At 73.8% G+C, this 13341-nt stretch carries 8 protein-coding genes; all 8 read left to right on the top strand.

Annotated features, from left to right (window positions below; genetic code table 11):
* The first annotated feature begins 65 nt into the window (after nucleotides 1-65).
* The 8 genes from miaA to TR49_RS26500 all read left to right on the top strand — a co-directional run bounded on the left by miaA (nucleotide 66) and on the right by TR49_RS26500 (nucleotide 13243).
* Nucleotides 66-998, top strand: a complete 933-nt coding sequence (gene miaA / locus TR49_RS26535) for a tRNA (adenosine(37)-N6)-dimethylallyltransferase MiaA (RefSeq protein ID WP_042386289.1) — start codon at nucleotides 66-68, stop codon at nucleotides 996-998.
* A gap of 435 nt (nucleotides 999-1433) precedes the next feature.
* Entirely contained in the window at nucleotides 1434-1862 is a 429-nt protein-coding gene (locus TR49_RS26530) for a hypothetical protein (RefSeq protein WP_042386196.1), read from the top strand.
* A 91-nt stretch (nucleotides 1863-1953) separates the two neighbouring features.
* On the top strand, nucleotides 1954-2826 hold the full coding sequence (dapF, locus tag TR49_RS26525; RefSeq protein WP_042386286.1) for a diaminopimelate epimerase: 873 nt from the start codon (nucleotides 1954-1956) through the stop codon (nucleotides 2824-2826).
* 299 nt (nucleotides 2827-3125) lie between these two features.
* The gene (locus tag TR49_RS41765) at nucleotides 3126-5849 is read left to right on the top strand and encodes a RelA/SpoT family protein (RefSeq protein ID WP_369405341.1); all 2724 of its coding nucleotides are present in this window, start codon (nucleotides 3126-3128) and stop codon (nucleotides 5847-5849) included.
* Nucleotides 5850-5885: 36 nt separating this feature from the next.
* Nucleotides 5886-7430, top strand: coding sequence for a GTPase HflX (hflX, locus tag TR49_RS26515; protein WP_042386194.1), 1545 nt, complete (start codon nucleotides 5886-5888; stop codon nucleotides 7428-7430).
* A 385-nt stretch (nucleotides 7431-7815) separates the two neighbouring features.
* Nucleotides 7816-9423, top strand: coding sequence for a diaminobutyrate--2-oxoglutarate transaminase family protein (locus tag TR49_RS26510; protein WP_236653543.1), 1608 nt, complete (start codon nucleotides 7816-7818; stop codon nucleotides 9421-9423).
* Nucleotides 9424-9719: 296 nt separating this feature from the next.
* Nucleotides 9720-11162 (top strand): pyridoxal phosphate-dependent decarboxylase family protein, encoded by a 1443-nt coding sequence (locus tag TR49_RS26505; protein ID WP_063770173.1) that lies wholly within the window; start codon nucleotides 9720-9722, stop codon nucleotides 11160-11162.
* A complete protein-coding gene (locus TR49_RS26500; RefSeq protein WP_063770172.1) occupies nucleotides 11159-13243 on the top strand; it encodes an IucA/IucC family protein in 2085 nt (694 codons plus the stop codon). The genes TR49_RS26505 and TR49_RS26500 overlap by 4 nt, the downstream gene beginning before the upstream one ends.
* Nucleotides 13244-13341: the final 98 nt, after the last annotated feature.

Below are 13341 nucleotides of genomic sequence, written 5' to 3'. Positions count from 1 at the left end.
ATCAATACCCATATGGTATTTCCGCCCGGAGGATTTGCCAGACTAGAGAGGTGACCAGCCCCGCCATCGCCTCCCCCGCCCGTGCCGCAGGCCGGGCGCGCGTCGTCGCCGTCGTCGGCGCCACCGCCGTCGGAAAGTCGGACCTCGGCGTAGCACTCGCCCAGCACCTGGGCGGCGAGGTGGTGAACACCGACTCCATGCAGCTCTACCGGGGCATGGACATCGGCACGGCCAAACTCACCATGGACGAGCGCGACGGGGTCCCGCACCACCTGCTGGACATCTGGGCCGTCACCGAAACCGCCAGCGTCGCCGAGTACCAGCGCCTCGCCCGCGAGCGGATCGACGACCTGCTGGCCCAGGGCCGCACGCCGATCCTCGTCGGCGGCTCCGGCCTCTACGTGCGCGCGGCGATCGACGAGCTGGAGTTCCCCGGCACCGATCCTGAGGTCCGTGCCCGCCTGGAGGCCGAGCTGGAGGCGCACGGCTCCGGCGCGCTGCACGCCAGGCTCGCCGCCGTCGACCCGGAGGCCGCCCGGGCGATCCTGCCCAGCAACGGTCGCCGCATCGTCCGGGCGCTGGAGGTCGTCGAGATCACCGGCCTGCCCTTCACCGCCAACCTGCCGGGCCACGAGTCCGTCTACGACGCCCTGCAGATCGGCGTCCGCATGCCGCGCCCGCTCCTGGACGAGCGGATCGCGCTGCGTGTCGACCGGATGTGGGAAGGCGGTCTCCTCGACGAGGTCCGCGCGTTGGAGGCGCAGGGCCTGCGCCAGGGCCGCACCGCCTCGCGTGCGCTCGGCTATCAGCAGGCACTCGCCCAACTCGACGGCGAGTACGACGACACCGAGGCGCGCGCCGAGACAGTCCGCGCGACCCGCAGGTTCGCGCGGCGGCAGGAGTCCTGGTTCCGCCGCGACCCCCGCGTCCACTGGCTCGACCGCGACCCGGACCTCCCCGCCGAGGAGCTGCTGGAGCGGGCCCTCACCCTGCTCTGAACGGGCAGCTGGGCAGGCGGCCCGACGGCCGGTTCGACGGGCGGCCCGACGGGTGGCGCGGGACGCGCGCCGGACGTCGCACCGGCGCAGCGCGGGGCGCGCTCGCTGCGCACTCGGGCCCTGCTCGGAGAGTGTTCCGGCGGAGCCGCGTCAGCCGCCTGTCGGCGCGTGGACGACCGTCGTTCGCACGTCTGTCGCCGACGATCGGACGCCCGGTCACGACCTGATCACGTCATGGCCACGGATCACCGAGAACGCCATCTGCGGGCGTCGCCGCCTGCCTCCGCCGTGCCATCATCGAGCATCGAGAGCATCGGTTGTCCGGTGGAGCTGACTCCCCGGCGTTTCGCGCAGGGAGGCCGCGTGTCCATGGATACCGGCCCCGACACGCATCGGCTTCCGGATGACCCCTTCGATTCCGAGGACCAGGAAGCAGTGCACGCACAGGAGCTTCGGGCACGGGAACTGACGCCGCTTCCGTCGCTGCCCGCGCAGGACGAGAACGCCCTGCACCGCCGCGAGCTGCGCCCCGCAGGCCGGTTGCGGGTCTGGCAGGTCCTCCCGATCGCCGCGCTGGCCATCCTCGGCTCGCTGATGTTCGCCTTCCCCCTCGCCTTCGAGGGCGGCGCGGGCGCCTCCGGCGACTCGGCGGGCAGTCTGGTCGGCATGCTCGGTCTCCTGCTGACGGCCGCGTCCGCCGGTTGGGGCGCGATGGCCGCGCGCCGCGCGGGCTACGTCTTCCCCGGCCTCCCCCGTGCCGGCTCCGGCACGCGTGCCGGCTGGCGCCCCCTGCTCGCCTACACGGCGACCGCGCTGATCCTGCTCGCCCTGGGCCTCTGGCGCGTCGCCCACCTGCACGGCTGAGCCTGCCGCCGGAGACGGCGGCTGTCCCGGACCCGGTGAGCGACGCGGAGGCGTGACGGTCCTCACCCGTACCATGGATCACGTGAACGACATGGTGAAGGGCATCCGCTTCCTCAAGGGCCACGGGACCGAGAACGACTTCGTCATCCTCCCCGACCCCGACGGGCTGTTGGAGCTGTCCGCCGCCCAGGTGGCCCTGCTGTGCGATCGCCGGGCGGGCCTCGGCGCGGACGGGGTGCTGCGCGTGGTCCGCGCCGACGCGCACCCGGAGGCCAAGGCCCAGGCCGCCGTCGCGAACTGGTTCATGGACTACCGCAACGCGGACGGCAGCGTTGCCGAGATGTGCGGGAACGGCGTGCGCGTCTTCGCGCGCTACCTCGTCGAGGCCGGGCTCGCCGAGCCTGGAGACCTCGCCGTTGCGACCCGCGCCGGGATCCGGCAGGTGCGCGTGCCCGCCGAGGGCGACGTCACCGTGGACATGGGCAAGGCGCTGCTGCCCGGACCGGACACCGGCATCGAGGTCGCCGTCGGCGCCCGCCGCTGGCCCGCGCGCAACGTCAACATGGGCAACCCGCACGCCGTCGCCTTCGTCGCCGACCTCGCCGACGCCGGGGACCTGTTCGCCGCACCTGACGTGACGCCCGCCGCCGTCTACCCCGAAGGGGTGAACGTCGAGTTCGTCGTGGACCGCGGCCCGCGCCACGTCGCCATGCGGGTGCACGAGCGCGGCTCCGGCGAGACCCGCTCCTGTGGGACCGGCACCTGCGCCGTGATGGTCGCGACCGCGCGCCGCGACGGCGTGGACCCGGCCGTGACCGGTGAACCCGCCACGTACACGGTCGACGTGCCCGGCGGACGCCTGGTCATCACCGAGCGCCCGGACGGCGGGATCGAGATGACCGGCCCGGCCGTCATCCTCGCCGAGGGCGAGTTCGATGCCGACTGGCTCGCCGCCCGCGCCTGACCGCTCCTGCGGGACGCGACCTGACCAGCCGTGTTCCGGTCAACCCTTTATCCTTGCCACTCGCGGGACGGTTCAAATCCCCCGAATGGGTGATCAAGGTGACGTTCGGAACACGTGGCGTCGCTGTGTGTGTTGCACTCGCTAGCATGGACCATCGGAGCTGCCGCCTGCTCCGGTGATCGCTGCCGGAGGTGCGCATGAATGCCGGTGAAGCCCACGCCGTACCAGGCGTCCCCAACGTCCCCCTGGAGCAGGGGCCGCTGGAGGGGCGCAGAACCGTCTCTGCAGTCTCGGCCTCGGTGTCTGCCTCTGCGGTCTCCGCGGTGCGTGCGTTGCCGGGCCTGCGCCGGGCCGCCCTCGGGCGGACGGGGCTCTCCCGCACGGGTCTGGGCCGCGCGGGGATAGCGGCGCTGCTCGCCGGAGGCCGGCCGCAGTCCGCGAACGCCCTGGAACCGGTGATCCGCGCGCACCGACTGCACCATCCGCGCGCCGAGTTGGACCTCGCCCTGCTCGACCGTGCCTACCAGGTCGCCGAGGCCTCCCATCGCGGCCAGAAGCGCAAGAGCGGCGAGCCGTACATCACGCACCCGCTCGCCGTCGCCATGATCCTCGCCCAGCTCGGCGCCGAGACCACGACACTGGTGGCCGCCCTGCTCCACGACACGGTCGAGGACACGGCGATGACGCTGGATCAGGTACGCGAGGGTTTCGGCGAGGAGGTGGCCTATCTCGTCGACGGCGTCACCAAGTTGGAGAAGGTCGACTTCGGTGCGGCGGCGGAGGCCGAGACCTTCAGGAAGATGCTGGTCGCCACCGGTCGCGACGTCCGGGTCATGGTGATCAAGCTCGCCGACCGCCTGCACAACATGCGGACGATCCGTCACATGAAGCCGGCCAGCCAGATCCGGATCGCCACCGTCACCCGCGACGTGCTCATCCCGCTGGCCGAGCGTCTCGGCATCCAGGTGGTCAAGACCGAGCTCGAGGACATCGTCTTCGCCACCCTCCACCCCGACGAGTACAGCGCCACGCGAGCCCTGCTGACCGCCGACGAGGCCCGTCGGTCCGGTCGGCCCACCACCGACCCCGCCCTGTCCGGCGCAGCCGGTACCGGTGCCGCTTCCGCCGCTGCTCGGACTTCTGCCGTGCCTGAGACCGGCCGAGCTGTCGGAACTGTCGCAGCCGGCGCGCAGGCCGGATCGGCCGAGGCGGCGGGCACGGGCTCAGGCACGGGCACGGGCACGGTGGACGGTCGGGCAGCCGAGCCCCTGGAGGCCTTCGCCGCGCAGCTGCGCCGCCAACTGCGGGACGCGCGCGTGTCCGCCGAGGTCAGCGTCCGTCCGCGGCACTGCGTCTCGTTGCAGCGGGCCCGGCTGCGCCGAGGCGCGGACCTCGGGCAGGCCGACTTCGGCCGCCTCCTGGTGGTGGTCGAGGAGAACGCCGACTGCTACGCCGTCCTCGGTGAGCTCCACACCTGCTGGACGCCGCTGCCGGGCGAGTTCAAGGACTACATCGCCGCGCCCAAGTTCAACCTCTACCAGTCGCTGCACACCTCCGTCGCGACCGAGCGCGGCGAGGTGGTCGAGGTGCTGGTCCGCACCGCTCGGATGCACCAGGTCGCCGAGTTCGGCGTGGTCGCACTCGGCGCCCCCGGCATCCCCGGCGCTCCGGGCATCCAAGGCGCCCCCGGCACACCCGGCACACCCGGCACACCCGGCACCGCCGACGCCGTCGCGCTGGGCGGCGGCGAGGCCGGGGCGGGGGCCGAGGCCATCGAGGCGACCGACGGACGCGACCCGCTCGACCACACCGACCCGGCCCGTCCCGGTTGGCTGGCCCGGCTGCTGGACTGGCAGCGCGAGACGCCCGACCCGGACACCTTCTGGTCCCAGCTGACCGCCGACCTCGCCGGTGACGGGGAGATCACCGTGCTCGCCGGTGACGTGGGCGAGGCCGCTCGGCTCGTGCGGCTGCAGCTGCCCATGGGCGCCACCGGCGTCGACGCGGCCTACGCCCCGGGCGAGGAGCACGGGCACCGATGTATCGGCATGCGCGTCAACGGCCGCCTCACCGCCCTCTCCACCCCGCTGCAGGACGGCGACACCGTCGAGCTGCTCACCGAGCCGCCGGGCGAGGAGACCGCAGGACCGGCCCCCGAGTGGCTCGCCCACGCCCGCACGCCGGGTGCCCGGATCGCCATCGAGCGCTGGCTCGCCGGACACCCGGAGCGGGAGCAGACCGCGGGAACGTCCCCCGGGTCGCAGGCCGACGCGCCGCGCACCCGGCGCGCGGGCGTCGGAGCGCTGCTCGGCGGCGGTCCGGTCGACGCGAGCCGGGCTGTGATCACCGCCCCGGCCATGCCCGACGCACCGGTCCGCCTGGCCCGCTGCTGCACGCCCGTGCCCCCGGACGAGCTGCTCTGCTTCGCCATCCGCGGCGGGGGCCTCGCCGCCCACCGCGAGGACTGCCCGACGGGCACCGCCATGCGCGCCGCAGGCCGCCCGCCCGTGGAGGCGCGCTGGCTGGAGAGCCCGACGCCGACGGGCTACCGGGTGACGATCCAGGCCGACGCCCTGGGGCGCCCCCGGCTCCTCGCCGACCTCACCGCCGCCATGTCCGGCGCGGGTGTGGACATCATCTCCGCGGAGGTCGAGCCCCCGCGTGAGCTGCAGGTCCGCCACACCTACACCGTCGAGCTCCCCGCGCCCGAGGCCCTGCCCGAGCTGATGCGGGCGATGCTGCGCGTCCCGGGGGTCTACGACGTCTACCGCGCGGCCGGAACGGGCGGCCGCGCCTCGGGACGTGCGGCGGCGCAGGCCGCGGCCGCGGCGCTGCCCGAGCCCTCGGCCCGCCCGGAGGCCGTCGGCACGCGAAATGATGGTGACCGGAGTCGGAGGGGCGTGCGACCATCGAGGGGAATGCGCGGCAGACCTGCCGCGTTCTTCACCTTGGGCGATTCCTCCCAGCACCCGGTCGGTCTCTCGCAGGACGAGCGTCCGGAGCCGGAGCTGTCGAGGGAGTAGGCCCCGACCGACTGTCATCGACTGCCAAAGGACGCAATGACCTCCACGTTCGAAACCCGCGACGCCGACGCGAACGACGGCCGCGGCGCCCGCCGCCCGGCCGGTCTGCGCGCAGAGGCACTGATGGACGAGGACCTCGCGGGAATCGACGGGATTCCCGGGCGCCTCTACACCAACGACTACGACGGCGACCAGTACGACCGCTCCGACCGAGCCTCGCTGCGTCGTGTCACCGGGCTCTCCACCGAGCTCGAGGACGTCACCGAGGTCGAGTACCGACAGCTCCGCCTGGAGCGCGTCGTCCTCGTCGGCGTGTGGACGGACGGCACGGCCGAGGAGGCCGAGAACTCGCTCGCCGAGCTCGCCGCCCTCGCCGAGACCGCCGGCTCCCAGGTGCTCGACGGCGTGATCCAGCGCCGCGACCGGCCCGACCCGGCGACCTACATCGGCTCCGGCAAGGCCGCCGAGCTGCGCGACATCGTGCTGTCCAGCGGCGCCGACACGGTGGTCTGCGACGGTGAGCTCTCGCCCGCCCAGCTGATTCACCTCGAGGACGTCGTCAAGGTCAAGGTGGTCGACCGGACCGCCCTGATCCTGGACATCTTCGCCCAGCACGCCAAGTCCCGCGAGGGCAAGGCCCAGGTCTCCCTCGCGCAGATGCAGTACATGCTGCCGCGGCTGCGAGGCTGGGGTCAGTCGCTGTCCCGGCAGATGGGTGGTGGTGGCTCCGGCTCGTCCGGCGGCGGCATGGCCACCCGTGGTCCCGGTGAGACCAAGATCGAGACGGACCGGCGCCGGATCCGCGAGAAGATGGCGAAGCTCCGCCGCGAGATCGCGGACATGAAGAAGGGTCGCGACACCAAGCGGCAGGAGCGCCGTCGCAACCAGGTGCCCTCGGTGGCCATCGCCGGCTACACCAACGCCGGCAAGTCCTCCCTGCTCAACCGGCTCACCGGAGCCGGAGTGCTGGTGGAGAACGCCCTGTTCGCCACCCTGGACCCGACCGTCCGCCGCGCCGAGACGCCCGGCGGCCGCGTCTACACCCTGGCCGACACGGTCGGCTTCGTCCGCCACCTCCCGCACCACCTGGTCGAGGCCTTCCGCTCGACCATGGAGGAGGTCGCCGACGCCGACCTGATCCTGCACGTCGTCGACGGCGCGCACCCCGAGCCGGAGGCCCAGCTGGCCGCCGTGCGCGAGGTCGTCGTCGAGGTCGGCGCGCAGAACGTGCCGGAGATCGTGGTGATCAACAAGGCGGACGTCGCCGACCCGCTCGTCCTCGCGCGCCTGCTGCGCCGTGAGCCGCACGCGATCGCGGTCTCCGCTCGCTCCGGCGCGGGAATCGAGGAGCTGCTGACGCTCATCGAGTCCGAGCTGCCGCGCCCGTCGATCGAGGTCACCGCGCTCGTGCCGTACACGCGCGGCGACCTGGTGGCCAAGGTCCACCGCGACGGCGAGGTGCTGGGCGAGGAGCACAACGGCGAGGGCACCGTGCTGCGCGCCCGCGTCGGCTCCGAACTGGCCGCCGAGCTCGAGGCTTTCGCGCTCGCGCCGCTGGCACTGGCGGCCGCCGAGAGCTGAGAGCGGTCGGCGTGCTGAGAAAACCTGAGAGCCCCTGAGGGCACTCAGGACAGGGCAGAGGCCCGTGTGGTCCCGGGAACACCCGGACACGCGGGCCTCAGTCGTTTCTGCGCTCCTTGGCCTTGAGCTCCTTGGCCTTGAGCTCCTTGGTTTTCGCGCTCCTTGGCTGTCCCGTTCCTTGCTGCACCGCCTCCTACGTGCAGCTCGTGTGCGGGGTTTGTGCAAGGCCGTTTCTCCGTGGCGCTCATGGTCGTTAGCCCGATGGAACGTCACCCGAAGGGGGTGCGTACCACCGCAACCGGGGCTGCTCGTTCGGGTGGTTGCCCGTCCGCGAGGAGGTACTGAGCCCATGTCCACCAGGGCCCCCATGTCGTCCATGTCGTCCATGCCGTCCACGACGCCGAACACCGCCACGACGGGTGGGAGCGCAGAGGCGATCCTCGGGCGGCAGGCCGCGCGTGAGTCCTCCGCCCGCACGTACGCGCGGTCCCTGCCGATCGTCCCGGTCCGCGCCCGCGGCATGACCGTCGAGGGCGCCGACGGCCGCCGCTACCTGGACTGCCTGGCCGGTGCGGGGACCCTCGCACTCGGCCACAACCACCCCGTCGTGCTGGAGGCGATCCGCGCGGTCCTCGAGTCCGGGGCGCCCCTGCACGTCCTGGACCTGGCCACGCCGGTGAAGGACGAGTTCACCACCGCGCTCTTCGAGACGCTGCCGCCCTCGCTGGCGCGTGACGGGCGCATCCAGTTCTGTGGCCCCGCCGGGACGGATGCGGTCGAGGCCGCACTGAAGCTGGTCCGCCTCGCCACCGGCCGCAACGGCCTGCTCGCCTTCACCGGCGGCTACCACGGACAGACCGCCGGCTCCCTCGGAGCCACGGGCGACGTGGCCGTCCGCGCCGGGCTCGGCGAGGGGGGTGGCGCAGGCGGCTCGGTGACCCGTCTGCCCTACCCCTACGCCTACCGCTGCCCGTTCGGCGTCGGCGGCTCCGCCGGGGCCCGGCTGGGCACGCGCTGGGCCACCTCCCTGCTGGAGGATCCCAAGGGTGGCGTCGACCGCCCGGCGGGGATGCTCGTCGAGGCCGTCCAGGGCGAGGGCGGCGTCATCCCCGCACCCGACGAGTGGCTGCGCGAGCAGCGGGAGTTGACAGCGCGCCACGGCATCCCGCTGATCCTGGACGAGGTCCAGACCGGTGTCGGCCGCACCGGCGCCTTCTGGGCCGTCGAGCACTCCGGAGTGGAGCCGGACGTCATGGTCATCTCCAAGGCCGTCGGCGGCAGCCTGCCGCTGGCCGCGATCGTCTACCGCTCGGACCTCGACGCATGGTCTCCCGGCGCCCATGCGGGCACCTTCCGCGGGAACCAACTCGCCATGGCGGCGGGCGCGGCGACGCTCCGCTTCGTCCGCGAGCAGGGTCTGTCCGCCCGCGCCGCCGAGCTCGGCACCCGCATGCTGGCCCGCCTGCGCGGCATCCAGCGTGAGCTCCCCGTCGTCGGCGACGTGCGCGGCCGGGGCCTGATGCTGGGCGTCGAGCTGGTGGACCACCAGACCGCCCCCGACGACCTGGGCGCCCGGCCCGCCGCCCCGGAACTCGCCCATGCCGTCCGCAGCGAGGCGCTCCGTCTCGGTCTGATCCTCGAACTCGGGGGCCGCCATGGCTCGGTGGTCCGCCTGCTGCCCCCGCTCACGATGACGGACGAGCAGGCGGAGGCGGTGCTGGAACGACTCGCCGACGCGATCGTCTCGGCCGGTCGCCGGCTCTACGGCCCGGCCTGGCTGTCCGCGTCGGCCGCCGCGGTGCCAACCGCCGTGGTGCCGAGCGCTGCGGTGCCAACCGCTGTGGTGCCGAGCGCTGCGGTGTCGGTTGCGGTGTCGGCCGTTCCACGGGCGGCTGCGGCACCGGGGCCGAGGGTCCCGCCTCCGGTCGGCCGGGTGCCGGCCGCCCGATCCGCTGCGTCCGAGCCGGTTCCCTGCCCCGGCGGTGCGGAGTGACCTCCGAGGGGGTGCGGGGCCGGACCTCGGAACCTCCCGACTCGCGCGACGCGAGTGGCGAAGGCGCGAGCCGCGGAGACACAGGCGCCGCGGAGGGGGGTGGCGCGGGACTCGGCGGTGCTGGCGGTCGCTCCGGCGCGCTGGCCGGAGGCAGGGGCCTCGCGCGCGGGGCGGAACTGGCCGGTGGGCTGGACGGGCCCGAGGCCCTGGCGCCCCTGCTGGCACAGGTGTTGGGAGCCCTGCGAGTCGGGGCGGAAGCGCGCGGCGGGCCGCTGCCCGCTGGGGGGCCGAGCGGCGTGGCCCGCCTGCTCCGCGAACTGCTCCGCCCGGATGCGCTGCTCCCGGAGACGGGCGATCCGGATGCCCTCGTGGAGCTGACCCGTGCGCTGGCGGCCACCGCCGCGGATCCTGCCGATCCTGCCTGTGCCGCCCATCTGAACGTCCCCTCGCTCGCCGTGGCCACCGCGGCAGACCTGGCCGTGGCCGCGCTGAACCCCTCCCTCGACTCGTGGGACCAGGCCCCCGGCGGCACCGAGATCGAGACGGCCGTGCTGCGGCTGCTCGCCGAGACCGTGGGCTTCGAGTGTCCCGACGCTGCGCGCGGCGTCTTCACCACCGGTGGGACCGAGTCCAACCTGATGGCCCTGCTGCTCGCACGAGACGCCGTCCTGGCGCGGGAGTTCGCCCTCCAGGGGGGTGGCGCGATCCCCGCCGAAGCCGCCGGACGGCTGCGGATCTTCTGTTCGACCGCCGCACACTTCTCGCTGGCCCGGGCGGCTGCGGTGCTGGGCCTGGGCTCCCACGCCGTGGTGCCGATCGAGGTGGCCGACGACGGAGCCATGGACCCGCGCCTGCTCGACTGGAGCCTGGCCGACGCCCGCACCGGCGGGCTCGTCCCGTGCTGCGTCGTCGCGACGGCTGGGACCACGGACCGTGGCGCCGTCGACCCGCTGCGCACCGTCGCCGCCGTCGCCCGGCGGCACGGTGTGCCGCTGCACGTCGACGCCGCCTACGGGGGTGGCGCGCTCTTCTCGCGGGCCCTCGCGCCGCTCCTCGACGGGCTGGGCCTCGCGGACACCGTCAGCCTCGACCTGCACAAGCTGGGTTGGCAGCCGGTCGCGGCCGGCGTCCTGCTGGCCGCCGAAGCGGCGACGCTGAGCCCGCTGGAGCAGCGGGTGGCGTATCTCAATCCGGCCGACGACGAGGAGGCCGGCTACACCTCTCTCCTCGGCCGCTCCCTCCGCACGACGCGACGACCGGACGCCTTCAAGGTCGCCGTCACTCTGCGCAGTCTCGGTCGGGCCGGTCTCGGCTCCATGGTGGACCGCTGCCACGAGCTCGCCCGCCACGCGGCGCGCGTGATCGCCGCGGAACCGCGTCTGGAGCTGGTCGCGCAACCGGTGCTGACCACCGTGCTCTTCCGCTACCTCCCCGAGCTCGGCCTGGCCGCAGCCGTGGCCGACGAGAGCGGCCCTGATGACGTCGACCTCGTCAATGCCGAGCTGCGCCGGATGCTGCTCGCCAACGGCACCGCCGTCGTCGGTCGCACCGAACTGCCGGGAGCCGGCGGAGGTGTGCGGCTGAAGCTCACCCTGCTCAACCCTCACAGCACAGAAGCGGATCTCGACCGCCTGCTCGCTCTGGTCGTCGCGGCGGGTGCCGCGGTCGAGCACGAACGGGCGGGCCGCGCCGGAGCCGACCAGCACCGCCCGAGCAAGACCCAGGAGAAGCCCGCGTGACCACCCTCCCCGCGCAGCAGCCCCTCACGCCACCGTCCCCGTCGTTGTCCCCGCTCGCGTCCTCGCCCTTGCCCTCGTCCCTGCCTGACCTCGGCGTCATCCTGCCCACCGCCCCCGATCCGTTGCACGATCCGGACCCGGTCGTGGTCGCGGACGCCGCGGCGATCGAGAACCTGCTGCGCTGCTGGGTGCGTGAGACCGGCACCGAGGTTCCAGCCGTGGGGAAGGTCCTGGAACTCCCGCTGGAAGACGGCCTGTTGCTGCGCGCGCCGGTGCGCCATCGATCAGCCGCCGGATGGCACCGCTTCGGACGCGCCTGCCTGGTTCGCCGCACGGACGCGACAACCGCTGCCGAGACCGCCGTCCCCGTCGCCGAGTCGGCCCGCCCGGCCGACGCCGTCACCGTCGCCGCACTGCTGGCACGATCGGCGGGTCGCAGCGGTGCGGCGAGCGGGACGGCGGGGACGGCGGGGAGGGCGGAGCCGACCGCCGAAGGCGGAACCGTGGTGCGGCCCGAGCACGTCGCCGATCTGGCGGGGCGCGTCGCGGACTCGGTGCGACGAACAGCGCAGTTCGTCGCCGAGAGGAGAGCAGCCGCCGAGCCGGGACCGAGCCTCACGCCGTTCCTCCGCTCCGAGCAGGCCCTGTTGCTCGGGCACCCGCTCCATCCGACGCCGAAGAGCCGAGAGGGCCTCGGCGACGCCGAAACCGCCGCCTACTCACCGGAACTCCGCGGTGCGTTGCACCTGCACTGGTTCGCTGTCGACCGCGACCTCGTAGCCGCGGGCGAGGGAGCGCTGCCGTCCTGGGCCTCGTCCGGTCGACCCGACGGCGCGCCGGACGGCCCGTCGGCAGGTTTGCTGGGCGTGGCCGGAACGGCCCTGATCACCTCGGCCCTACGCGGCGCGGACGCCCCTCCGCCGCCGGACGGAACGGTCCTGCTGCCCGTCCATCCTTGGCAGGCTCGGGAGTTGAGCAACCGCCCGGCCATCCGCGCGCTGCTCGACGCCGGGCGCGTGCACGATCTGGGCCAGGCGGGCGGGCTCTGGTTTCCGACCTCCTCCGTGCGCACCGTCTACCGGCCGGGAACGCCCTGGATGCTCAAGCTCTCCCTCGGGCTGCGTATCACCAACTCCCGCCGGGAGAACCTGCGCAAGGAGCTGCTGCGTGGCGCCGAGGTGCACCGGCTGCTGGAGTCCGGGTTGGGCGCCGAGTGGCGCGGCGCCCACCCCGGGTTCGACATCGTCCGCGATCCGGCCTGGATCGGCGTCGACCTCCCCGGCGTGGCGGCAGAACCCGGCTGCGCGAGCGGCTTCGACACCGTCCTGCGCCAGAATCCCTTCGGCGCGCAGGAACGGGCCCACTGCGTGGCCGGTCTGGTGGCCGAACGTCCCTGGCCGGGCGGACACGCCTCGCACCTCGCCGAACTGGTCCACCGGTTGTCCGCTCGAACCGGCCGTCCGCTGTCGACCGTGGCGGCCGAATGGTTCCTGCGCTACCTCGACGCCGTGGTGCTCCCCATCCTCTGGCTGGACGGCCACGCGGGCATCGCCCTGGAGGCGCACCAGCAGAACAGCCTGGTCGTCCTCGATACGGAAGGCTGGCCCGTCGGCGGCCGCTACCGCGACAACCAGGGCTACTACTTCCGCGATTCGGCGGCCGCAGGGCTGGAGCAGCGGCTTCCGGGCATCGGCCGGGCCAGCGACACCTTCGTCCCGGACGCGGTGGCGGACGAGCGGTTCGCCTACTACCTGGGCATCAACCACCTCCTCGGCCTGGTGGGCGCGTTCGGCGCCCAGGAGTTGTCCGACGAGCGGGTGCTGCTCGCCGCGCTGCGCGGGTTCCTGGCAGGGCAGGGCAAGGCCACGGGGTCGCCCCTGGCCGCCCGGCTGCTGGACACGCCCGTCCTGCGCTGCAAGGCGAACCTGCTCACCCGCCTCCACAGCATGGACGAGCTGGTCGGGCCGGTGGAGACGCAGTCGGTGTACGTCCCCTACGCCAACCCGCTGGTGCTCGCCGCCCCGGCGTCGGTGTTGCCGGCCGTGCCGGGAGCCGGCGCGCTCGCCGGGGCGGGAGCGTGAAGGACCAGCACCACACGCGGGGCGCCTTCGGGGCCGCGGCGACGCCGGCGGCGCCTTCCCCGCCACCGGCCGCGGCCGCCGCCCCGGCGGTGCCGTGC

The sequence above is a fragment of the Streptacidiphilus melanogenes genome (assembly GCF_000787835.1).
In the GTDB taxonomy this organism is placed as follows: Bacteria; Actinomycetota; Actinomycetes; order Streptomycetales; family Streptomycetaceae; genus Streptacidiphilus; species Streptacidiphilus melanogenes.
This window is presented reverse-complemented; position numbering and strand designations above follow the sequence as displayed.